Consider the following 21,479-nt stretch of genomic DNA (forward strand, 5'->3'; position numbering starts at 1 on the left):
GCGCGGCCCGGGGTCGTGCGTCAGCCGCGCAGGGCGGCCAGATTGCCGTAGCTGTACGCGGAGTTCTCCAGCGACAGCGAGGGCGACGGCGCGTTCACGCCCAGCGAGTTGACCGTCGACGCGTTGTCCTGCTCGTACATCGAGTTGTGGTACCCCTTCGCCCCGATCCGCTGGAAGAACGTGGTGAAGTCGATGTCGCCCGCGCCGAACGGCACGATCGAGTAGCCCGCGGCGAGGTCGGGCCGCGAGGCGCCGTCCTTCGCGTGGAAGAGCGGGAACCGGGTGGTCTGCGCGGCGACGAGACCGGCAGGGTCGAACACGTTCTGCACGACGGAGCCGTCGGGCGCCGTGTAGCTCTGGAATCGGTGCTGGGCCACGTGCGCCCAGTAGATGTCCATCTCGAGGTACACGTAGTTCGGGTCGGTGTTCTGCAGGAACCACTCCAGGCGGCGGAGGCCGGTCGAGCGAGTCGGAAGGCCGGTCACCGCGTCGGGGGTGCTGTCGAGCAGGAAGCTGTACGCCGCGTCATGGTTGTGCGTGTACAGCTTGAGCCCGTGCGTCGCGGCGCGCTCGCCGAAGAAGTTCCAGCGGTCGGCCGCGGCCTGCCAGTCGGCGAGGTACGAGCTGCTCGTCGGGTCGCTGCCGGTGCCGATGTGGCCGAATCCGAGGATGTTGGCGACCTCGCACGCGGCGTCGAATGCGGCGATCGTCGCATCCGTGATCGTCGACGGGATCTGGCCGTGGTTGCCCTCGGCCTCGAGGCCGTTGTCGTCGAGCCAGGTGCGGAGCAGCTGTGCTCCCTCGGGCGTTCCGAGGTTCGCGCCGCCCTCGGAGTTGGCGTTCTGCCCGTAGCCCGCGAACTCGATCTGCTTGTACCCGATGCGTGCCAGCTCCGCGAGGACCTCCTTGAAGCCGGAGGGGAGGTCGCTCGTGAGCGGGTTGCGGCCGACCGCGTCGCGCACCGTGTAGAGGATGATGCCCCGCTTGCCGGGCGGGACCAGCGGTCCGTTCGCCACGTCGGCGGCGGCGCCCGTGGCCGCGTGCGCGTGCGTGTGGCCGCCGGCGAGCCCGACCGCTGCGGCGGCGGCCATACCCGTCGTGGCCGCCAGCAGTTGCCGGCGCGTCAGGCCGAGGCTGCGCCCGAGGACGCGGGCGTCGTGCTCGGCCTGTTCCGTCAGTTCATCCATGATGCTCCCTTGCACTGAACCGTTTTCTTGTAGGGACGGCGCGAAGGGTCTGAACCCGAGCGCCGTTGCTCGTGAGTTGGCATCCACGAACTTTTTCGGAGGCTACGGCATTTGTCTCGCTGAGGTCAAGCAAAAGCGTGGGTGATATGCGCGGCTTTTCACTTTCCACGACAAAAGTCCGAATGGCCCGTGGGAAACGTCCGAGGCGGCGGCGCGGCCTGTACGTGCGAGGCGACGTGCAGCATGATGGTCCGATGGGCCGTCTGCGGAATCGCGCATGACCGCCCCCGCATCCGAGGGCGGAGGGCGAGCGGCCCGGCGCGTGCAGGGCACGTACTACACGCTGATGCTCGGTAACACGTTGGCCGCGTCGTTCATCTGGGGCATCAACACGCTCTTCCTGCTCGATGCCGGCCTGACCAACCTCGAGGCCTTCGCCGCCAACGCGTTCTTCAGCCTCGGCATGTTCGTGTTCGAGATCCCGACCGGCGTCGTGGCCGACACGCTCGGGCGACGTGCGTCGTACCTGCTCGGCACGATCACGCTCGCGGTCACCACGGCGCTGTACTGGCTGCTGTGGGTGTGGCAGTCGCCGTTCTGGGCGTGGGCGGTGGTGTCGGTGCTCCTCGGCCTCGGCTTCACCTTCTTCTCGGGCGCAGTCGACGCGTGGCTGGTCGACGCGCTCCAGGCGACGGGATACCGCGGCAGCCTCGAGACGGTGTTCGGCCGGGCGGTGATCGTCGGCAACGTGGCGATGCTCGGCGGATCGGTGCTCGGCGGCGTCGTCGCCCAGCTGACGAACCTCGGGGTTCCGTTCCTGATCAGGGCCGGAATCCTCGTGGTCATGTTCGTCGTCGCCGCGATCCTCATGCACGACCTCGGGTTCACGCCCGAGCGGGGTGCCGGCCCGCTCGCGGCCACGCGCAACGTCTTCCGGGCCTCGGTGCGCTACGGACTCGGCAACCGGCCCGTGCGCTGGCTGATGCTGACCACGCCGTTCACGATGGGCGTGGGCATCTACGCGTTCTACGCCCTGCAGCCCTACCTGCTCGAGCTCTGGGGCGACGAGGACGCGTACTCGGTCGCCGGGCTGGCCGCGGCGCTGCTCTCCGGCGCCGGCATCATCGGCGGATTCCTCGCGCCGCACGTGCGCCGCCGGTTCCGCAGGCGCACGTCGGTCATCCTGCTCGCCGCCATCTCGAGCGCCCTGGGACTCGTCGCCCTTGCCGTCACGGCGAACTTCTGGGTCGCGGTGGCGATGATCGCCGTCTGGGGCATCGCGTCGTCGATCGACGACCCGGTGCACCGGGCCTACCTCAACGACATGATCCCGTCGAAGCAGCGGGCCACCGTTCTGTCGTTCGACTCGTTGCTGGGCAGCGCGGGCGGGGCGGCGATCCAGCCCGTGCTCGGCCGCGCGGCCGACCTCGGCGGGTACGGATTCTCCTTGCTCTGGAGTGGTGTCCTCCAGGCCTTCGCCGTGCCGTTCGTGCTGCTCAGCCGGGCCGAGCGCGACCCGGCAGACACCCGGCGCGACGTGGCCGGCGACGGTGATGGCGACGGGGCCGGCAGGGCGGGCGACGAGCCGGCCGCGGACTCCGCGGTGCCGCCGGCGGCGACCTGATGCCCTTCGGATCCGTGTCGGTCGTCGCGGACCTGCGCGCTGCCGTCGAGGGCGCCGACGTGCTCGCCGACCCGTCCGATCTCGCGCGGTACGCGCACGACGACGCCGAGTGGGCCGACTTCGCAGACCCCATCGCGGTGGTGCTCGCCGAGTCGATCGACCAGGTCGCCGCCACGGTGCGGTTCGCAGCGACATCCGGCCTGCACGTCGTCGCGCGAGGCGCCGGCACCGGCCTGTCGGGCGGCGCGAACGCCACCGCGCGGTCGATCGTGCTCTCACTCGAGCGGATGACCCGGATCGTCGAGATCGACCCCGGCGAGCGAATCGCCGTGGCCGAGGCGGGCGTCCTGAACGACGACCTCCGCCGTGCGGTCGCCGCCCACGGGCTCTGGTACCCGCCCGACCCCGCGAGCCATCGGATCTCCACGCTCGGCGGCAACGCGGCGACGAACGCCGGCGGCATCTGCTGCGTCAAATACGGGGTGACGCGCGACTACGTCCTGGGCCTGACCGTCGTCCTCGCCGACGGCGAGGTCGTGCGCCTCGGCCGCCGCACCGCGAAGGGCGTCACGGGGTACGACCTCAGCGCGCTCATGGTCGGGTCCGAGGGGACGCTCGGCATCATCGTCGAACTCACGCTGAAGCTGCTGCCGCTCGGCGGCCGCGAGGAGCGCGCGGTCGTGGGCTCGTTCGACGCGCTCGAGACCGCCGGTCGCGCGGTCGCCGAGATCTCGGCGGCGGGCATCGTCCCGTCGGCGCTCGAACTCATCGACCGGACGTGCATCGAGGCCGTCGATGCGTGGAAGGGGCTCGGGCTTCCGCACGGCGTCGAGGCGCTCCTGCTGGCGAGGGTCGACGAGGTGGGTGCGGCGGGCGACGCGCTGGCGTCGCAGGTCGCCGAGCGGATGGCGCATGCCGGTGCCCTGACCGTCGAACGCGGCGCGTCGCCGGCCGACGCCGATCGGCTCTTCCTCGCGCGCCGCCTCGCCTACCCGGCCGTCCAACGACTGGGGCCGGTCCTCACCGAGGACATCTGCGTGCCTCGCGCGCGCGTGCCCGAGATGCTCGCGCGCATCCAGGCGACCGCGAGCGAACACGACGTCGTCATCGCCAACATCGCGCACGCCGGCGACGGCAACCTGCATCCGCTGATCATCGCGCCTGAGGGGGATGACGCGGCGAAGGCTCGGGCCAAGCTCGCCTTCGACCGCATCGTCGAGGACTGTCGTGAGCTGGGCGGCACGGTGACCGGCGAGCACGGCGTCGGCCTGCTCAAGCTCGCCGGCGCGAGTGCGGAGTTGAGCCCGCGCGTCGTGGAGCTGCACCGGGCCGTGAAGCACGCGTTCGATCCGGCGGGCGTGCTCAACCCGGGAAAGGCGTTCCCGACCTAGGGCGTGCGCCTCGCGAGCCAGTCGAGCAGGATCCGGCTGAACGCGGCGGGCTGCTCGATGTTGGCGGCGTGGCCGTCCCGTTCGATGACGACCGCCTGCGCGAGCGGATTCAACGCCGCCGCGGCGTCGGCGTGACCCGACGGCCACACCTCGCTCTCCGCGCCCGCCACGAAGAGCACCGGAACGTCGGCGCGCGCGACGACCGGCCTCCAGTCCCGCTTCGCATGGTCGGCCAGCGGCGCGAGCTCGGCGTCGGAGTACGTCGGCGCACCCCCCTTCGGCAGGTCGAGGGCACGCAGCATGCGAGCCACGCGCACGAGGCCCTTGGACTTCGCAGGGAATCGGCCCGGGTCGTGGATGCCGGTCGCGAAGAGCGTGTCGACGTTCGATGCGTCGTAATCGTAGAACCCGTACGGCCAGTCGTCGTGGTTGAGCATGCACGGCGTCTGGTCGACGATGACGAGGTCGCGAACCCGGTCGGTGCCGAACCGATCGACGAGGGCCCAGATGGCGTTGCCGCCCATCGATTGGCCCACCAGGGTCGCGTCGCGCAGGTCGAGTCCCTCGAGCAGGTCGTGGATGTCGCGGCCGTGGCGTTCCATCGTCGGCTCCCGTTCACCGGGGTCGGACGCACCGTGGCCGCGCCGATCGAACGCGATCACCCGGTGTCCCGCACGTTCCAGCGGTTTCACCTGGTAGCGCCAGCTGGATGCGGCCGCCTTGAATCCCGCGATGAGCACGACGGGTCGCGCCGCCGGATCGCCTGTCTCCGCGTAGTGCAGCCGGGTTCCGTCGGATGCGGTGATGTCGGGCACCGTCGCCCCCCTCCCAGGTCGTGGACCCGACCCTACCGGCGTGCGCCGCGGCTCACCCGTTCCTCCCGGTGGGGACGGCGGCGGGCGGGCTCGGCTCGTGGTGGAGTCTCACGTCGGTCGGCAGCCCCATGAGCTTGGTGCCCCGCCGCGAGGTGTCGATCGAGATGCGCTTGCCCGCGAACGGCACGTTGCGCAGGTGGATGTCGCCGAATTCGCCGAGGGAGGTCGGGGCCACCCAGACGTCGCGCGTGGGCATCGACGGATCGAACCTCAGCGTGGTGCGCAGCAGCGACAGCGGCGTCGCCGCCGCCCACGCCTGCGGCGAGCACGACGCGGGGTACGACACCGGTTCGGGGTACTGCGCGCGTTCGAACCCGCAGAACAGCTCGGGCAGGCGGCCGCCCGAGAATGCTGCGGCCTCGAACAGCCCCGCGACGATCCGGTTCGCCTCCTCGACGAAGCCGTACCGCATGAGCCCCGCCGCGATGATCGCGTTGTCGTGGGGCCAGACCGAGCCGTTGTGGTAGCTCGCCGGGTTGTAGGCGCCCATGCCCGATGCGAGCGTGCGGACGCCCCACCCGCTGAACATCTCGGGCGAGAGGAGCCGCTCGGCGACGGCGGCGGCCTTGTCGTCGTCGACGATGCCGCTCCACAGGCAGTGGCCCATGTTGGACGCGCAGGCGTCGACCGGGCGCTTGTCGCGATCGAGCGCGACGGCGAACCATCCGCGTTCGGGCAGCCAGAACCGCTCGTTGAACGCGCGCTTCAGCGCGGCCGCCCGCTCCGACCAGTGCTCCGCTCCCTCGGCATCGCCGCGCAGCCAGGCGAGCGTGCCGCGCGCGATGAACGCGGCGTACACGTAGCCCTGCACCTCGCACAGCGCGATGGGCGCCTGGGCCAGGGTGCCGTCGGCGAAGTTGATGCCGTCCCACGAGTCCTTCCAGCCCTGGTTGACCAGGCCGTGCTCGTTGAGGCGCTCGTACTCGACGAACCCGTCGCCGTCGCGGTCGCCGTACTCGTCCACCCACTTCAGTGCCCGGTCGGCGGCCTCGAGCAGGTCGTCGGCGTCGTCGGGCAGGGCTCCCCAGCGCGCGAGCTCGCCGAGCACGACCACGTAGAGCGGCGTGGCGTCGGCCGTGCCGTAGTAGACGGAGCTTCCGCCCAGCGCGAGGTTCGTCGTCGCGCCGAGGCGGACCTCGTGCAGGATCCGGCCGGGCTGCTCCTCGGAGGAGGCCACCTCGCGGGTGCCCTGCAGCGAGGCGAGCGTCTGGAGCGTCCCGAGCGCGAGGGAAGGGTCGAGCGGCAGCGCCATCCACGACGTGAGGAGCGAGTCGCGACCGAACAGGGCCATGAACCACGGCACTCCCGCCGCGACGACCGGCCGGTCCGGATTGGCCGGGTCGAAGATGCGAAGCGAGCCGAGATCGCGCTGGCTCTGGCGGATGACGCGCTCCATCGCGTCGTCGCGCAACGATGAGGTCGGTGATGCCGACTGCCAGGCGAGGAAGCGACGCGTGGGCTCGTCGATCGCGGCGGCCTCCGAGTCGGGTCCGATCGTGTCGTCCACCGTCTCGTCGCGCGGCGTCACGAGCACGCGCCGGGACCAGGTGCCGCGCGGCTCGAGTACGACGTCGAACCGGATCCGGTCGCCGGCGACATCCGCGCCCTCGGCGGTCACCGTGACGCCCGGATGCCCGCCCGCGCTCGATGCGATCGCGAACCTGCCGGGCTCGGACTCCCGCATCGCCCCGGGCCGACGGGCCGCGCGTCCCTCCTTCACCTCGAAGATGTCGGCGAAGTCGGCTTCGAGCACGAGCTCGACGCGCACGGTCAGCGCCTCGCGCGAGTAGCTGCGCAGGGTGATCTGCTCGCGCAGCCCGGCGCCGATGCGACGGTCGCGCTCCACGAGCAGGGGCGTGTCGGCCCGGCCGGGGATGTGACCGGCCCGTCCGACCATGACGACACGGTCGGGGTGGGGCGTCATCGCCGACAGCGGCTCGACGGTCGCCCCGTCGATCAGGAGGGTCAGGCGCGAGACCATCCTCGTGTCGCGATGGAACGCCCCGTGCGGCAGCTCGGGCACCATGTCGCCGTTGGGTCCCGAGACGCAGAACGAGGTGCCCTCCACGATCGTGAGGGCGCCCGCCCCCGCCGTTCCTGCCAGCGTGTCCGTATTCCAGCCGGTCATGTCACCGCCTCCGCTCCGGGCAGCGCGACCGTCCGTGCGACGGGGCGGGCCGCTCCGGCGTCGGCGCCACGATAGGCACGTCGCGCGCGGGCGGACAGGGGATTGCATGTCCGGAGGCGGTTCGCTAACCCGGTCAGGGGCGGCGCCCGCCGGTTCCGGTCACTTCGCGAGCGTCGTCACGCGCCCGTTCAGGTCGGATGCCGCGGCATCCGCAGCCCACAGGGCGACGACCTCGTCGGCGAGCCGCGCTTCCAGCCCGTCGAGGGCCTTGACCCGGAAGGTGACCGCCGCGCCCGGAGCGCCGGCCTTGGCGAATCCGTCGGCCAGCGAGCGCATCCACGACTCGCTGGCGGCCTTGATCGAGGTGTAGTTCGCCCCGCCGGCAGTGGGCTTCTCGACGGTCGTCGAGGACACGATCGCGACGCGACCGGCGTCGGAGGCGACCAGGTCGTCCCAGAACACCCGGCTGGCGTTCCGCAGCGCAGTGAAGGATCGCTCGAGCACGCGATAGTCCTCCTCGGTCTGGCCGGGGATGCCGCCGCCCCCGCGCCATCCGCCCACCAGGTGCACGACGCCGTCGACGTCGCCGACCTTGGCGTGCACGCGCATCGCGAGCTCGAGCACGTCGTCGCCGTCGGTGAGGTCGGCGCGCTCGCCCGTCACGCCGGGGATGTCGACCTCGAGCTCGTCGAGCCGGCCCTGGTGCGAACCGACCGCGATGACGCGTGCGCCGGCGTCGACGAGCGCGCGGGCGACGGCACGTCCCGACGCGCTCGTGGCGCCGGCGATCACAATCACCTTGTCGTTCAGTGCGCTGGTCATCGGGGGAATCCTCTCATGACGCGAGTCACCCCGGGCGGCGGGCGGAAGCCTCGGGCGCGCCGTCCCGGGGTGACTCGGCTCGGTCGGGGGCGAGCCGTCGAAGGTCAGGCGTCCCGGGCGGTGATCCCGACGGTGGACTCGATGACCGGCTTCATCTTCTTGTCGAGCGCCTCGTAGAACATGGACAGCGGGAACTCGTCGTCCATGACGAGGTCGGTGTAGCCCTTGGGCGGGCCGGCGAGCACCTCGCGGGGCAGCCCCTCGGCCCACACCGAGGCCGGGTTCGGCGTCAGCACCCCGCGCACAAGCTCGTAGGCGGCGAGCCAGTGTGCGGTCTTCGGGCGATCTATCGACTTCCAGTACAGCTCGTCGATCGCGTCGCCGAGCTCGACGACGGCGTCGGGGACCGCTTCCCAGTCGAAGGCGAGCTTCACGTCGGTCCACTCGAGCGCGTGCTTCTGGTGCAGCCAGGCGAACAGCAGCTGCCCGCCGAGGCCGTCGTAGTTGCGCACGCGCGACCCCGTGATCGCGAATCGGAAGATCCGGTCGAAGATCACGGCGTACTGCACGAGCTTGGCGTGCTCGAGCAGCTGGGTCTCGACCGCATCGAGCTGGTCGCCCTCGTCGGCACGCTTGCGCAGGCTGCGCTCGATCCGGACCGACTCGCGGAACGCCGTGAGGTCGCAGCGCAGCTCCTCGAGCGAGTAGAGGAAGTACGGCATCCGCTGCTTGATCATGAACGGGTCGAACGGCAGGTCGCCGCGCATGTGCGTGCGGTCGTGGATGATGTCCCACATCACGAACGTGCGTTCGGCGAGCTGCTGGTCGTCGAGCAGCGATGCCGCGTCGTCGGGCAGTTCGAGCTTGGTGATCTCGGATGCCGCGCGCACGACCCGGCGGTAGCGGGCGGCCTCGCGGTCCTGGAAGATCGCGCCCCACGTGAACGGCGGGATCTCGCGCATCGCGACGGTCTCGGGGAAGAGGACCGCGGAGTTCGTGTCGTACCCGGGCGTGAAGTCGACGAGGCGCAGGCTCACGAAGAGCTTGTTGCCGTAGTCGCCGGCCTCGAGGTGCGCGATGAACTCGGGCCAGATCGTCTCGACGACGAGCGCCTCGACGTGGCGGTCGGACGAGCCGTTCTGCGTGTACATCGGGAACACGACCAGGTGTCGGATGCCGTCGACACGGTGCACCTGCGGCTGGAACTCGACGAGCGAGTCGAGGAAGTCGGGCACGCCGAGGCCCTCTGCCTGCCAGCGACGGAAGTCGGCCTGCAGGGCCGTGAGGTAGGCGGTCTCGTGCGGGAATCGGGGCGCGAGGGCCTCGACCGACTCGACGATGGCGTCGACGAGGGCGGATGCCTCGGGCTTGTCGCCCTCCTCGGGCACCGAGCCGTCCTTGACCTGCAGCCCCTGGAGCTTCGTGGCCGACTCCTTGAGGCGGAGCCAGGCGGGGTCGGACTCGACCCCGTCGGCCAGGCCGATGAGCTCGGCGGTGATCTCGATGCCGGACTCGTCCTCGAGAACCTCGGGTTCGCCAACGATTGCAGCAGTCATGGTGTTCTGTGACATCGGAACCTCCGTTCTCGGGATTCGGGGCCTTTCGGCGGCGGTGCGCGGCGGGATTCGCCGCGCGCTTCAAGGCTACGTGCGGCGCCTCCGCGATTGATTGCGGTTCGGCGCGGGAATGTTGCGTGAACGGACGGATTCGCGCGTGCTTGCTGCGGCGTCATCCATCGGGAGCACCCGCGACCCACCACTGCACTGAGGAAATCTCAGGATAATCCGCGCTCATTCCGGGTGGCCGCACGGATCCGGCCGGGTGGGGACCTTCGTACGTTCGCCATAGCCCGAGAGCCAGACCCAGAGTCAAGGAAGGAAACGAACCATGAACACCAAGCACGCGGCACCGGTGGTCTTCACCGTGTCGCTCGTGGTTCTCATCGGCGGCGGTGCAGGCACGGCCGCGTGGGGCGGACCGGGGCCGGTCCGCGACGACGGCGGCGCCACCGTCGTCGGATTCGCACGTGGGCACGTCATCGTCAAGGACGACCTCTCGCCCATCCGCAGCTCCGCCGACATCCTGTCCGCGGCGACCGTTCGGACGCCGCAGACGGTGCAGGGGCTCAGCAACGAGGCGCTGCGCGAGCTGCACTCGCAGGGGCCGGCTCCGCAGTCGGTGCCGGAGTTCAGCAACGAGGCGCTGCGCGAGCTGCACTCGAGTGCGCGGGCTCCCCAGTCCGTGCCGGAGTTCAGCAACGAGGCGCTGCGCGAGCTGCACTCGAGTGCGAGGGCTCCGCAGACCGCGAACGGCTTCACCGCAGAGGCCATGCGCGAGCTGCACTCGCAGGGCGTGGCACCTCAGTCCGCGCGTGAGATGAGCACCGATGCGCGGCGCGAGCTGCACTCGGGCGCGGTCGCTCCGCGGACCACCGCGGCGGATGCCCAGGGCCAGCGGCTCGCGGCGTACGCCGAGGCGATGTCACGCAGCACTCGTCCGTCGGCCGCCCAGATGCAGGGCGAACGACTCTCGGCCTACGGCGATGCCTTCGCCGGCGCTGCGACGCAGACCGAGTGGGTCGACGACGTCCTGTCCCCGACCGCCGGAACGCGATGAGCCGTCCGTCCCCCGAACGCGCGATGGGCGCGGTGATCCGATCCCGGAGCACCGCGCCCATCGCCATGCGGGCGGCACGCGCCGGATCTGCGGCGCCTCGGGTTAGGGTGTGCGCATGCCTCGGGGTGGGGAGGCGACGCACTCGCGTGCGTCGGTCGCCGCGGCGATCGCGGTCCTGGTCGCCGCGACCGCACTGGGCGGCTGCTCTGCCGGTGGTGCCGGCCCCGGGGCGAGCCCGATGAGCGTGCCGTTCGCCACCGCCTCCCCGACCGCCACGCCGGATCCGAGGCCGGGCGCCGCGCCGATCCCCACGCCGCAGGTCGTGCCGGGACCGCCCAGACTGGGGCCCGATCGAACGGGCGCACTCGTCCCGCGGCTCGCCGCCATGCGCACCGACACGCTCGCGGCATCCGCGCGGTGGGCGACGCCGCCCGGTGTCACGGAGTTCGGCGAGGCGCTCACCCGACGGGTCGAGGAGGCGCTGCTCGCGTACGTCGGCGAGCGGGGGGTGGACTGGCAGCCCGGTGTGGACCTGGTCGCCGGCGGCGCAGCCCAGCCGTGCTGGGGCGGATCGTTCACGACGCCCACGCCGTCCAGCCTGATCGTGGACTGCTCCATCGTCGTCGCCTCGGGTCCGCTGCTCGGCGAGCGCGTCTCGCTGAATCGGCACGAGGCCGGTGCGGCGTCCTCGGTCGTGCGCGAGGTCTGGTACGCGGATGCCGCGACCGGCGGGGTGTACGGCGGAGCGACCCTCTACGCGCCCGGGCGCGAGTCGCGCGTGCTGTCCCTCGTCGCGGAGGGCCTCCGCGCGACCGGCCGGATCGAACCGGGCGTGGATCCGTTCGCGGGCCTGGGAACGGACGCCCGGCGGGCGATCCTCGCCGACTCCGCGGTCACGCCGGCGGGTGTCGTCATCTCGGTCGCACTGGCCGCGGACGTCGGCCGGGTCGTCTCCGTGCACGTCCCCGCCCGACTGCTCGGACCGCTGCTCTCGGAGCAGGGCAGGGCGGCGCTCGACGCGGCGGCGGCCGGCGGCGACTACGCTCCGAGCGGTGCCGCCGTCGGGGACGACCCCGTCGACTGCTCCTTCGTGCCCTGCGTCTCGATCACGTTCGACGACGGGCCGTCGTCGCTGACCCCCGGCCTGCTCGACGTCCTCGATCGCGAGCGCGTGGTGGCGACGTTCTTCGTCCAGGGGTCGGCGGTCCAGGCGTCCCCGGACGTCGCGGGGCGGATCGTCGAATCCGGCCACCAGATCGGCAACCACACGTGGCGCCATCCGAACCTGACCAAGCTCACCGATGAGGAGGTGCGGCGCGAGCTCACCCGGACCCAGCAGGCGATCGCGAGCGCGACCGGCGCGAGCGCCTCGAGCATGCGACCGCCGTACGGGGCGTCGAACGCGAAGGTCCGCGGGCTGGTCGGCCTGCCCGTGATCGTCTGGGACGTCGACACCCGCGACTGGGAGGAACCGGGGACGGACGTCGTCGTCGATCGCGCGATCACCCAGAGCTCGCGGGGCAGCATCGTGCTCCTGCACGACACCCATCAGCAGACCGTGGACGCCGTGCCGGCGATCATCGCGGGCCTGCGCGGACGCGGCTTCGCGTTGTCGACCGTCGCCGGGCAGTTCGACGGCGGCCTCCCGGGTCCCGGGACGCTCGTGAGCCACGGGCCGCGATGATCGAGCGGCCGCACCGTCGCCGGAGCGGCGACACGTGCCTCCGAGATCCGTGGGATCGGCGCCCGTACACGCCATGATTCGGGGATGGACGCCTCCCCGGCCCGGCCCCCCGCCCGGCCCGATCGCACGCTCCTCATCATCGTCGGGGTGATCGCGGCACTCGTGATCATCGCGCTGGTCGTCGTCTTCACGCGCGGCGAACCGCAGTCGCTCGACGAGTCGACCCCCGAGGGCGTCGTGCAGCGCTACTCGGCGGCGGTGATCGACGGCGACGAGGAGACGGCGAAGGAGTACCTCGTCGACGAGCTCGCCGAGGGGTGCGTGCGCCTCGAGGGCCCGCCGGTCGACGGGATGCGGGTCACGCTCGTCGAGACCGAGGAACGCGACGAGTCGGCCGACGTGCGCGTGCTCATGGCGATCTCCTACGGCGGCGGCGGGCCGCTCGGTCCCGACGAGTCGCAGGAGGAGGGCGAGTTCGACCTCGTCCGCGAGGGCGACGAATGGCGCATCGAGACCGCCCCGTGGCCGCTCACGATCTGCCAGCCGGAGATGCCGTGATGTCCGACGCGACGCCCCCCGAGGAGGAGGTCCGCCCGCCCGAGTCGAGCGGGAGGGCGCAGGGCACGGTGCGTCGTCTGATCGTCTACACGCTCCTGGCGGTGCTCGTCGTCATCGCCGCGATCGGCGTCGCCGGCCTGCTCGGGCGCCTGCTCGAGTCCACGGCGCCGATCGCGTCGCGCGGCGCGGGCGACCTGGCGCTCTCGCTCGCGTTCACGCTCATCGGCGGTCCGCTCGCCGCCCTGCTGTGGTGGTCGGTCCAGCGGCGACTGGGCGATGACACCGAGCGCGGCTCGCTGGCCTGGGGGCTGTATCTCACGGTCCTCTACGTGGTTTCGCTCGCGGTGGCCGTGTCGGCGCTCCTCACTGCAGCGGACGCCGCGATCCACGGCCGTTGGGATCCGGTCGCGGCCGCGACGACCGTGACCTGGGCGCTCGTCTGGACCTGGCACCGATGGATGCTGCGGCGCACCCGGAGTCAGCCGTTGCGCATGACGACGGTCCCGCTCGTGATCGCCGCCGCGTACGGGCTGGTCGTCGCGCTCATCGGCGGCATCGGCGCGCTCGGCGGCCTGCTCGACGAGGCGATCCGGGGGCTCGCAGCGATCGAGATCGCCGGAGGCTCGTGGTGGCGGGCGCCCGTGACCGCGATCGTCACCCTGGTGGTCGGCGCGACGATCTGGGCCTGGCACTGGTTCCGGGACGACGTCCGCCGGCTGCGCACGGGCTTCGCCGACGTGGGACTCGTCGTGGTCGGCGTGCTCGCCACCGCCGCGACGATGCTCACCGGCATCGCCGTGGCACTGTTCGTCCTGCTTCGGCTGGCCTTCGACCCGGGCGATCCCGCCAGCCTGGTGCTCGCCCCGCTGGGCACCGCGATCGCCGCCGCGGTCGTCGGAGGGCTCGCATGGCAGCATCACCGCACCGTGGCCGTCGACCGCGGCGACCGGGTCCAGCGCGCCGTCCGGCTCGTGATGTCGGGGGTCGGCCTGATCGCCACGGCCTCGGGGATCGGCGTGGTGCTCAACGCCACGCTCGCCGAGCTCGTCTCACCCCTCGCGGGGTCCGACAACCGAACGCTCCTGCTCAGCGGCCTGAGCGCGCTCATCGTCGGCGCACCGGTCTGGTGGCTGAACTGGCGGCCGCTGCGCCATCCCGACCCGGCGGAGGTCGCCGACGCCGGTCGCCGCGTCTACCTCGTCGTCGTCTTCGGGGTCAGCGCGATCGTCGCGCTCGTCGCCCTGCTCGTCATCGGCTACCGGCTCTTCGAGTTCGTGCTCGAACCGGCCGCAGCGGCGAGCCTCGTCGACCGGATCCGGGCGCCGCTCGGCGTCCTCGTCGCGACCGCGCTGGTGTTCGGCTACCACTTCGCGGTCTGGCGTCGCGATCGCGCCGAGATCGCCGCGCAGGGCCTGGCACATGCCCGCCGCATCGCCCGCGTCATCCTCGTCGCCGCGGGCGACACCGATGCGCTCGAACGCGGCATCGCCGAGGCGACCGGCGCCTCCGTCACGGTGTGGCGACGCGCCCTCGACGTGCCCGAGACGACACCGGATGCCGCGGCCCTCATCGCGGCGCTCGAGGGCGTCTCCGCGCGTCGCGTGCTCCTGCTCGCAGGTCCGGGCGATCGCGTCGAGGCGCTGCCGTTGTCGGACTGACGCTCAGAGCGGCTTGGCCATGTGCAGCGACGCCGCCCGGAACCCGAGCGCGTCGTAGAGCGCGACCGCGGCCTCGTTGTCGGCGAACACGTTGAGCATGAGCGTGACCGCGCCGTGCTCGCGTGCGATCTCCTCGGCCGCGAGCATCGCGCGGCGCGCGACGCCGCGACGCCGGTAGCCCGGGTGCACCATGAGGTCCCAGACCCACCAGACCGACCCCGAGTCATCCCACGGACCGACCCACAGCCACCCGGCGTCCTCGTCGCCGATCCGGATCGCGTGCAGCAACTGCCCGTCCACGATCCGGCCGTCGGGGAAGAAGCGCTCCTCGGAGGCGCGCCGCCCGGCGGCCGCCTGTTCGGGTGTGTCGCCCGCCTCCCTCCGGGCCTCCTCGTAGTGGGCCATGGCGATGGGCAGCCAGGCCTCCACCTCGGCATCGGACATCCGGACCAGGCGCACGTCGGGTTCGCTCATGCCTCGGATTCTGCCCGGTCGGACGCGGGCTGCGCCATCCGCCCCGCACTAGATGATGCGCGAGAGCCACCGCACCCGGCTGACGAGCAGCCACGCGAGGGCGAACGAACCCGCGACGCCGCCGGCCGCCACGACGAGCGCCTTCAGCTCGGCGGGCAGGGACAGCCACCGCAGGGCGAGGGCCAGGCCGATGAGCACGAAGCCCTGCAGGAGGAACGCGCCGTACGCGCTGCGCCCCAGGGCCGCGCCGGCGGGGAGCGGGCGGGCGAGATGGCGCTGCGACGTGCCGAGCAGCCACACGGAGCCGAACACCATGAGCGCGCTCTCGATGACGTCGAGCGTGATCGCCGGCCACGTCCATCCGCCCCACATGAGGTCGGTCGAACCGAGCTGCATCACGAGGAACAGGAACCCGGCGGCGGTGATCGCGGCGACGATCGTGATGATGCCCGATCCGCGCACGAGCCGGGATGGGACCCGGGTGGTCCAGTCGCGATCGCAGGCGACGATCCCGAGGCCGAACAGGGCGACGCATCCGGGCCACTCCCAGAGGTTGAGGTCGGTGGCGGATTCGCTGCCGTACGGGAATGCGAGGCGGACCAGGAACGTGACGCCGGCGACCGCGGCGGCGAGCCCGCCGAGGTGTGCGAGGCGGATGGCTCGGGGCGTGCGCGGCGTGGTCTCCGCGGCGTCCCGGCGCGTCCCCCCGAGCAGTGCCCGCAGCCCCGCGTAGCCGAGCGAGAAGATCAGCAGGACGCCGAGGAACCACAGGTGCCCCGTGTCGATGGCGCCCTCGTCGCTGAGGTACTCGTCCCAGAAGGACCCGGGTGCTGCGCCGAACGCATGGTAGAGCGCGTACGTCGTCGCCGGCCACAGGACGAACGTGAAGGCGGCGAAGGGGATGCCGAGGCGCACCAGCCGGTCGACGACGAATCGTCGCCCGCCTTTCCGCCTGAGCGACGACGGGGTGAGGAGGCCGGCGACCAGGAACAGGAGTGCGATCATGAACAGCCCGAACGGCACGACCACCACGGCGAGCACCGCTTCGGTGACGGGATGCAGCGTCGTCTCCTGCACGTCGGCGTACGTCCAGTACTGGTCTGAGCCGACGTAGCCCAGCACCGCGTGGATCGCGATGATGGCGGCGATCAGGACCACCTTGAGGTTGTCGAGGTACGTCTTCCGATCGGTGGTCCACCCCGCGAGCGCGGGCGTGTGCGCGACCATGCGATCAGGCTAGGCGTGCGCCGAGCGTCGACGCGGGGCGAAGGGCCCCTCACGCTTGCGAGAATGGTCGGCATGGCGAGAACGGCGCGGGGCGCGCGCATCCTGATCACCGGGGCGGCGGGCGGCATGGGCTGGATGTACGCGGAGCGCGCGGTCGATGAGGGCGCCGCCTCGGTGGTGCTCTGGGATCGCGACGCGCCCACGCTCGCGCGGGCCGCCGACGAGCTCGGCAGCCGGTCCCGCGGACGCACGGACGTGCGGTCGTACGCTGTCGACGTGTCGGAGCTCGGCGCGATCGCGAAGACCGCGCACAAGGTGCGCCGCGACGTCGGGAACCCGGACATCCTCGTCAACAACGCGGGGATCGTCCGCGGCAACCGGTTCTTCTGGGAGACCGACGCGGGCGACGACGTCCGGCCCACGATGCTCGTGAACGCGCTCGCACCCATGTACGTGGCCCGCGAGTTCCTGCCCGCCATGATCGCGTCGGGCCGGCCCGCGCGGGTGGTCAACATCGGCAGCGCCGCGGGGACGCTCGCCAACCCGCGCATGGCCGTGTACGCGGCATCCAAGGCGGCGCTCAACGGCTGGAGCGACTCGCTGCGACTCGAGCTGCGGCAGGCCGGGCACGCGCACGTGACCGTGACGACGGTGACGCCCTCGTACGTCTCGACGGGCATGTTCCACGGCGCCCGCGGCCCGCTGCTGGCCCCCGTGCTGGAGCCCGAGGTCGTCGTCGATCGCGTGTGGCGCGCGATGCTCGACGGGCGACCGCTCGTCGAGCTGCCCGCCTCAGTGCGCCTCTCGCGCGCACTGCGGGCGCTGCTGCCGACCCGCGTGTTCGACCGCGTGGTGGGCGACGGCTTCGGGGTCTACCGGTCGATGGAGGCGTTCCGCGGTCGGGACTGAGTCGCCCGGACGAGGTCAGTCCTTGCCCTTGCCCTTGCCCTTGTCCTCGCCTTTGCCCGTGTTGGCGTTGTCGCCGCTGTTCCCGGGACCCGACGAGTCCTCGTCGGCGTCGTCGGCGTCGTCACCCTCCTCGGGGGCCGGCGCGGGCACCGTGGCCGCGGCGATCGCGGCGTCGAGGTCGCTGCGCACGAGCGCGAGCGCCTCGACGATGGCCGCCTCGCGGTCGCCCGTGAGCGTGCCGTCGGCCGCGTCGGCCACGACTTCGGCCTCGAGCTCGTCGAGGCGTGCGAGCGCGTTCGCATACTCGCCCGCCGCCGAGTACTCGGCGATCGCGGCGACCTGGGCGCGATAGTCCTGCGACTGCTGCGCGGCATCGTCGGTCTCGGCCGTGCAGCCGGCGAGCCCGCCGGCCAGGGCGAGGGTCACGGATGCCGCGGCGATCGCGCGACGGAATCGGCTCGTCATGGCGTCACCGCCTCCTCGAGTTGCTCGAGGTGCAGGCCGAGGTCGCCCGGAACGCTCGGCATCGTCGGTGCCGGCGTCGGCGTCTGTTCGGGCTCGGCGCCGCCGCCGCCGAGGCCGGCGAGCGCGGGCACGAGCACGAGGCCCGCGAGCAGGGCGAGTCCGGCGGCGATTCCGAGCATCACCCAGCGCGGAGCCCGGCGCACCGCGCGGCGCCCGGAGACGGGTGCGGGCTCGGCCGCCGCCCCCAGTCGCTCACCCGGCAACGTGTCGACGGTCAGCACCCGAGTCGCGGCGGTCGCGTCGTCGTCGTCCGCGAGCGGTGGTGCGACGGCCGCCGCGGGGACGGCCACCGTGGCGTCCTCGACCAGCGATTCGATCGCGCCGGTCGCCCCGACGGCCGCGATGATGCGCGTGTCGTGTTCGTCGTGCTGGGCCGGCGGATGGGCGATGCCGGCACCGGCGGAGCCCCCGTCGAGGCCCTCGCCCGTCGAGGTCGCGTGCATGGGGCCGACCTCGAGCGACTGGGCGGCGAGGGCGATGTCGAGCGCGCTCGGGCGGTCTCCGGGATCGCGCGCGGTCATCGCGGTCAGCAGGTCGACCCACTCCGGACCGAGGTCGGCGGGAACCACCGGATCCCGAACGAGTCGGGCGCTCGCCGACTCGAGCGCGGGGCCGGGGAAGGGCTGCTCGCCCGTGAGCGCCTCGAGCAGCAGCAGGCCGAGCGAGTACACGTCGGCCGAGCTGCCGACCGGCTCGCCCCGGACCTGCTCGGGGCTCAGGTAGCCCGGCGTGCCGATGATGCGACCGGTCGCCGTCAGGCGCGACTCGTCGAGGAGCCGGGCGATGCCGAAGTCGGCGAGCTTCGCGTTCCACCGCCGGGTCGGCAGGTGCGCCGGCGCCAGCAGCACGTTCGCCGGCTTCACGTCGCGGTGGACGATCCCCCGCGAGTGGATGACGTGCAGCCCCTCGGCCAGGTCGGCGAGCATGCGGGCGGCGTCGCGCCGGGGGATGGCGCCGCGTCGCAGGATCTCGCGGAGGTCCTCGCCCTCGACCAGCTCCATCACCAGGAACTCGCGGTTGCTCTCGGCGTCACGCGCCGCGTCGTACAGCGTCACGAGCGCGGGGTGCGTCAGGCTCGCGAGCAGCGCGGTCTCCGATCGCCGGCGATCGACGTCGTCGATGCCCTCGGTCGCGGGGCTGAAGACCTTCACCGCGACGTGTCGACCGAGCGCCAGGTCGTCGGCGCGGTACACGGCGGCCATGCCGCCGCGTCCGATCAAGCCCTGGATCCGGTAGCGACCGTCGAGCGCCGACCCGACCAGCGGGTCGAACGCGGCCCCGGGGACCTGTTCCGTGGGGGTGTCCATCAGAGGCAGGGTAGCCCGTGAGCCTGAACGTGCCCACGGGGTTGCGTGCGGACGCGTCAGCCGAAGATCATCGGCAGGTCGTCGTCGACCCGGCTGAGCTCGAGGTCGACGAGCACCGGGACGTGATCGCTCGGCGCGTCGCCCTTGCGCTCGTTGCGGTGGATCGTCGCAGCGGTCACGGCCTCGGCGAACGGCGCCGAGCCGAGGATGAAGTCGATCCGCATGCCCTCGTTGCGCACGAACTTGAGCTGCTTGTAATCCCAGTAGGTGAAGCCCGTCGGCACCAACGCGCGGACGACGTCGGTCACGCCGGCATCCTCGAGCGTGAAGAACGCCTGCCGCTCGGGCTGCGACACGTGGGTGGAGAAGCCCTCGACGACGGCGGGGTCGCCGTTGTCCTCGTCGAGGGGCGCGATGTTGAAGTCGCCCATGAGCGCGAACGGGACCTCGGGGTGCGCGGTCGTCTCGGCACGCGTGTGCTCGGCGAGCGCCGCGAGCCAGTCGAGCTTGTAGGTGTAGTGCGGATCGCCGAGCGAGCGGCCGTTGGGCACGTACAGGCTCCATACGCGCACGCCGTCGACCGTCGCGCCGATCGCGCGCGCCTCCTTCGGCAGGTCGGGGCCCTCCTGCCCCTTGAGGAATCCCGGCATCCCCGGGAACTCCGTCGCGACGTCGGAGATGGGCACGCGGCTCGCGATCGCGACGCCGTTCCACTGGCTCAGGCCGTGGATGGCCACCTCGTATCCCGCGGCCTCGAACGCGTCGTGCGGGAACTGCTCGGCCGTGCACTTGATCTCCTGCATGGCGAGCACGTCGACGTCTTCTCGCACCATGAAGTCCACGACGCGGCCGTACCGGGTGCGGATCGAGTTGACGTTCCAGGTGGCGATGCGCATGCGACAAGCCTAGGGTCGGCCGCGGACGCCGACGGGCGCGCCTCCCGCAGGAGACGCGCCCGTCGTACGTGGTCCGCTCAGCAGGAGCGGAACGGCTGCCATCCGTTGTAGTACAGCGGCTGGTACTTGCCGAGGACGAAGAACTCCGCGATCCCGAGCTCGGTCACCTGCGTCTGGACGCCCAGGCTCGTGCAGTACTCCGAGGTGATGTAGAGCGGCGCGTACAGCCATCCGGCCACGGGAGCGCCGGCGAGCGCGTCGGGGAAGTTCGAGCCGCTCGCCGAGAACCCGTAGATCGACGACTGCCCGTCCCAGACGAATCTCACGATCGCGAGCGCGGTCGCGTACCGATCGGCGCCGGCCAGGCGGAGCACCTGCGGCGCGGTCGACAGCTTCCCGATCGACGCCTGGATGCCCGACGAGACCACCGCGGCGCTGCCCGCGATGGCGACCGTCTTCGCACCGAGCTTCGTCAGCGCGCCGGCGGAGGCGGAATCGAGGGTCGACGCGATTCCGGGCACGATGAGCACGGGGATGTCGGCCGCTGCCGCGGCGCCGCTCGCCGACAGCGCGTCGGGGAAGTTGGCTCCTGTCGCGACCCAGGCGGCGGGCGCCGTCCCGAACTCGCCCGCGACGATCCTGCGCGAGGTGTCGTAGCGGTCGGTTCCCGCGTAGCGCGTCACGGGCGCGATGCCCTTGAGGGTCGTCTCCACGCCCGACGAGACCACCGCGGCGCTGCCCGCGATGACGATCCGCTCGGGCGAGAGTCGCTTGAGCTCGGCGAGGACGACCGGCGGGATGACCGTGCCGGGCACGAGCAGCAGGGGGCCGCCGCAGTGCGCCGCCGCGGGGCCGGCGCTGAGCGCATCGGGGAAGTTGGCGCCGGTCGCGACGAAGGCGCAGGGCACCTCCTCGCCGAAGGCGGCCTGGGATGCGAGGACCGCCGTCTCGTATCGATCGGCACCCGCGATGCGGTCCTTCACGAGCGGTTCGAGCTGCTCGTCGACGCCGGTCACCGCCTGCCCGTCGGCGAGCGTGGTCACGGTCGCCCAGGAGATGTGCTGCGCGTCCTCCCAGAACTCCGGGATGAGCGGCGAACCGGCCAGGTCGTCGTATGCGAGCACCGCGTAGTCGCCCGCGGGCAGGGAGGTGAGCGAGTAGGCACCCGTGGCGTCGGCTTCGGCGCTCGTGTAGCCGGCCCACTCGCCTGCGACGTCGTCCCACTTGACGGCCACGGCGACGCCGGTCGCGAGGCCGCCCTGCGAGACGCCGTTCGCCCAGTACGTGATCCGGCCGCTGATCGACCCGGTCGCGGCCGTGCCATCCGAGGAACCCTCGGCGGCGAACGTGCGGATGCCGCCGTCGGCCGCATCCGCGCCGCCCGCGCCGCCCTCGAGGTAGAACGCGGGCGTGCCTTCTCGGGGAGCCGCGCGCAGGCCGGTGTCGTCGCCGGCATCGACGAGCTCTGCCGGGCGCGGCGTGAGCTCGGGGGAGGGCAGGTCGGAGGCGTGGGCCGGTGCGATGCCGGTGCCGAGGAGGGCCAGGGAGGCGACGAGCACGGAAGCACGACGCAGCCCGGCCATGGGCGCAGGGGCCAT

18 protein-coding genes are annotated in these 21,479 nt (G+C 72.1%); 7 read left to right on the forward strand and 11 right to left on the reverse strand.

Annotated features, from left to right (window positions below):
- Positions 1-20 precede the first annotated feature (20 nt).
- Positions 21-1,187 (reverse strand): sugar phosphate isomerase/epimerase family protein, encoded by a 1,167-nt coding sequence (locus BLT99_RS15475; RefSeq protein ID WP_092674432.1) that lies wholly within the window; start codon positions 1,185-1,187, stop codon positions 21-23.
- 277 nt (positions 1,188-1,464) lie between these two features.
- Here BLT99_RS15475 and BLT99_RS15480 point away from each other — a divergent pair, with 277 nt between their 5' ends.
- Both BLT99_RS15480 and BLT99_RS15485 read left to right on the forward strand, forming a co-directional pair.
- Positions 1,465-2,811 (forward strand): MFS transporter, encoded by a 1,347-nt coding sequence (locus tag BLT99_RS15480; protein ID WP_092674435.1) that lies wholly within the window; start codon positions 1,465-1,467, stop codon positions 2,809-2,811.
- Complete coding sequence (locus BLT99_RS15485; protein ID WP_092674437.1) at positions 2,811-4,202, forward strand: FAD-binding oxidoreductase; 1,392 nt, start codon at positions 2,811-2,813, stop codon at positions 4,200-4,202. The genes BLT99_RS15480 and BLT99_RS15485 overlap by 1 nt, the downstream gene beginning before the upstream one ends.
- On the opposite strand, the gene BLT99_RS15490 is transcribed toward BLT99_RS15485, so the two are convergent.
- From BLT99_RS15490 to BLT99_RS15505, 4 genes are all read right to left on the reverse strand, one after another.
- Positions 4,199-5,017 (reverse strand): alpha/beta fold hydrolase, encoded by an 819-nt coding sequence (locus tag BLT99_RS15490; protein ID WP_092674440.1) that lies wholly within the window; start codon positions 5,015-5,017, stop codon positions 4,199-4,201. The two genes, BLT99_RS15485 and BLT99_RS15490, sit on opposite strands and share 4 nt — an antisense overlap.
- 52 nt (positions 5,018-5,069) lie before the next feature.
- A complete protein-coding gene (locus tag BLT99_RS15495; protein ID WP_092674442.1) occupies positions 5,070-7,205 on the reverse strand; it encodes an amylo-alpha-1,6-glucosidase in 2,136 nt (711 codons plus the stop codon).
- A gap of 159 nt (positions 7,206-7,364) precedes the next feature.
- Positions 7,365-8,027 carry an SDR family NAD(P)-dependent oxidoreductase gene (locus BLT99_RS15500; RefSeq protein ID WP_092674444.1) on the reverse strand — a complete coding sequence of 221 codons (663 nt, stop codon included), beginning with the start codon at positions 8,025-8,027 and terminating at the stop codon, positions 7,365-7,367.
- 104 nt (positions 8,028-8,131) lie between these two features.
- Positions 8,132-9,598, reverse strand: a complete 1,467-nt coding sequence (locus BLT99_RS15505; protein ID WP_092674447.1) for a DUF6421 family protein — start codon at positions 9,596-9,598, stop codon at positions 8,132-8,134.
- Positions 9,599-9,914: 316 nt separating this feature from the next.
- Here BLT99_RS15505 and BLT99_RS15510 point away from each other — a divergent pair, with 316 nt between their 5' ends.
- The 4 genes from BLT99_RS15510 to BLT99_RS15525 all read left to right on the forward strand — a co-directional run bounded on the left by BLT99_RS15510 (position 9,915) and on the right by BLT99_RS15525 (position 14,543).
- The gene (locus BLT99_RS15510; RefSeq protein WP_092674450.1) at positions 9,915-10,643 is read left to right on the forward strand and encodes a hypothetical protein; all 729 of its coding nucleotides are present in this window, start codon (positions 9,915-9,917) and stop codon (positions 10,641-10,643) included.
- A 115-nt stretch (positions 10,644-10,758) separates the two neighbouring features.
- The gene (locus tag BLT99_RS15515; protein ID WP_092674452.1) at positions 10,759-12,327 is read left to right on the forward strand and encodes a polysaccharide deacetylase family protein; all 1,569 of its coding nucleotides are present in this window, start codon (positions 10,759-10,761) and stop codon (positions 12,325-12,327) included.
- Between the two features lie 84 nt (positions 12,328-12,411).
- Positions 12,412-12,885 carry a hypothetical protein gene (locus BLT99_RS15520; protein WP_092674455.1) on the forward strand — a complete coding sequence of 158 codons (474 nt, stop codon included), beginning with the start codon at positions 12,412-12,414 and terminating at the stop codon, positions 12,883-12,885.
- Positions 12,885-14,543, forward strand: a complete 1,659-nt coding sequence (locus BLT99_RS15525; protein WP_229724545.1) for a DUF5671 domain-containing protein — start codon at positions 12,885-12,887, stop codon at positions 14,541-14,543. The genes BLT99_RS15520 and BLT99_RS15525 overlap by 1 nt, the downstream gene beginning before the upstream one ends.
- Before the next feature lie 3 nt (positions 14,544-14,546).
- Here BLT99_RS15525 and BLT99_RS15530 read toward each other — a convergent pair whose 3' ends face one another.
- Both BLT99_RS15530 and BLT99_RS15535 read right to left on the reverse strand, forming a co-directional pair.
- On the reverse strand, positions 14,547-15,017 hold the full coding sequence (locus BLT99_RS15530) for a GNAT family N-acetyltransferase (RefSeq protein WP_092674457.1): 471 nt from the start codon (positions 15,015-15,017) through the stop codon (positions 14,547-14,549).
- 48 nt (positions 15,018-15,065) lie between these two features.
- Positions 15,066-16,244, reverse strand: coding sequence for an acyltransferase family protein (locus BLT99_RS15535; protein ID WP_092674460.1), 1,179 nt, complete (start codon positions 16,242-16,244; stop codon positions 15,066-15,068).
- Positions 16,245-16,316: 72 nt separating this feature from the next.
- Between BLT99_RS15535 and BLT99_RS15540 the strand changes: the two genes are divergently transcribed.
- Positions 16,317-17,153, forward strand: a complete 837-nt coding sequence (locus tag BLT99_RS15540) for an SDR family NAD(P)-dependent oxidoreductase (protein WP_092674462.1) — start codon at positions 16,317-16,319, stop codon at positions 17,151-17,153.
- A gap of 15 nt (positions 17,154-17,168) precedes the next feature.
- Here BLT99_RS15540 and BLT99_RS15545 read toward each other — a convergent pair whose 3' ends face one another.
- From BLT99_RS15545 to BLT99_RS15560, 4 genes are all read right to left on the reverse strand, one after another.
- Positions 17,169-17,618: a hypothetical protein gene (locus BLT99_RS15545; RefSeq protein WP_092674465.1), complete on the reverse strand. Its 450-nt coding sequence runs from the start codon at positions 17,616-17,618 to the stop codon at positions 17,169-17,171.
- Positions 17,615-18,985 (reverse strand): serine/threonine-protein kinase, encoded by a 1,371-nt coding sequence (locus tag BLT99_RS15550; protein ID WP_092674467.1) that lies wholly within the window; start codon positions 18,983-18,985, stop codon positions 17,615-17,617. Before BLT99_RS15550 ends, BLT99_RS15545 begins: the two co-directional genes overlap by 4 nt.
- Before the next feature lie 56 nt (positions 18,986-19,041).
- Entirely contained in the window at positions 19,042-19,881 is an 840-nt protein-coding gene (locus tag BLT99_RS15555; RefSeq protein WP_092674469.1) for an exodeoxyribonuclease III, read from the reverse strand.
- 77 nt (positions 19,882-19,958) lie between these two features.
- On the reverse strand, positions 19,959-21,479 hold the full coding sequence (locus BLT99_RS15560) for a cell wall-binding repeat-containing protein (protein ID WP_092674472.1): 1,521 nt from the start codon (positions 21,477-21,479) through the stop codon (positions 19,959-19,961).

It is taken from the genome of Agromyces flavus (assembly GCF_900104685.1).
GTDB classification, from domain to species: domain Bacteria; phylum Actinomycetota; class Actinomycetes; order Actinomycetales; family Microbacteriaceae; genus Agromyces; species Agromyces flavus.

Coding starts and splice junctions, on each gene's coding strand:
- BLT99_RS15475 (WP_092674432.1), bottom strand. CDS start 1,187: ATGGATGAACTGACGGAACAGGCCGAGCACGACGCCCGCGTCCTCGGG.
- BLT99_RS15480 (WP_092674435.1), top strand. CDS start 1,465: ATGACCGCCCCCGCATCCGAGGGCGGAGGGCGAGCGGCCCGGCGCGTG.
- BLT99_RS15485 (WP_092674437.1), top strand. CDS start 2,811: ATGCCCTTCGGATCCGTGTCGGTCGTCGCGGACCTGCGCGCTGCCGTC.
- BLT99_RS15495 (WP_092674442.1), bottom strand. CDS start 7,205: ATGACCGGCTGGAATACGGACACGCTGGCAGGAACGGCGGGGGCGGGC.
- BLT99_RS15500 (WP_092674444.1), bottom strand. CDS start 8,027: ATGACCAGCGCACTGAACGACAAGGTGATTGTGATCGCCGGCGCCACG.
- BLT99_RS15505 (WP_092674447.1), bottom strand. CDS start 9,598: ATGTCACAGAACACCATGACTGCTGCAATCGTTGGCGAACCCGAGGTT.
- BLT99_RS15510 (WP_092674450.1), top strand. CDS start 9,915: ATGAACACCAAGCACGCGGCACCGGTGGTCTTCACCGTGTCGCTCGTG.
- BLT99_RS15515 (WP_092674452.1), top strand. CDS start 10,759: ATGCCTCGGGGTGGGGAGGCGACGCACTCGCGTGCGTCGGTCGCCGCG.
- BLT99_RS15520 (WP_092674455.1), top strand. CDS start 12,412: ATGGACGCCTCCCCGGCCCGGCCCCCCGCCCGGCCCGATCGCACGCTC.
- BLT99_RS15525 (WP_229724545.1), top strand. CDS start 12,885: ATGTCCGACGCGACGCCCCCCGAGGAGGAGGTCCGCCCGCCCGAGTCG.
- BLT99_RS15530 (WP_092674457.1), bottom strand. CDS start 15,017: ATGAGCGAACCCGACGTGCGCCTGGTCCGGATGTCCGATGCCGAGGTG.
- BLT99_RS15535 (WP_092674460.1), bottom strand. CDS start 16,244: ATGGTCGCGCACACGCCCGCGCTCGCGGGGTGGACCACCGATCGGAAG.
- BLT99_RS15540 (WP_092674462.1), top strand. CDS start 16,317: ATGGCGAGAACGGCGCGGGGCGCGCGCATCCTGATCACCGGGGCGGCG.
- BLT99_RS15545 (WP_092674465.1), bottom strand. CDS start 17,618: ATGACGAGCCGATTCCGTCGCGCGATCGCCGCGGCATCCGTGACCCTC.
- BLT99_RS15550 (WP_092674467.1), bottom strand. CDS start 18,985: ATGGACACCCCCACGGAACAGGTCCCCGGGGCCGCGTTCGACCCGCTG.
- BLT99_RS15555 (WP_092674469.1), bottom strand. CDS start 19,881: ATGCGCATCGCCACCTGGAACGTCAACTCGATCCGCACCCGGTACGGC.
- BLT99_RS15560 (WP_092674472.1), bottom strand. CDS start 21,479: ATGGCCCCTGCGCCCATGGCCGGGCTGCGTCGTGCTTCCGTGCTCGTC.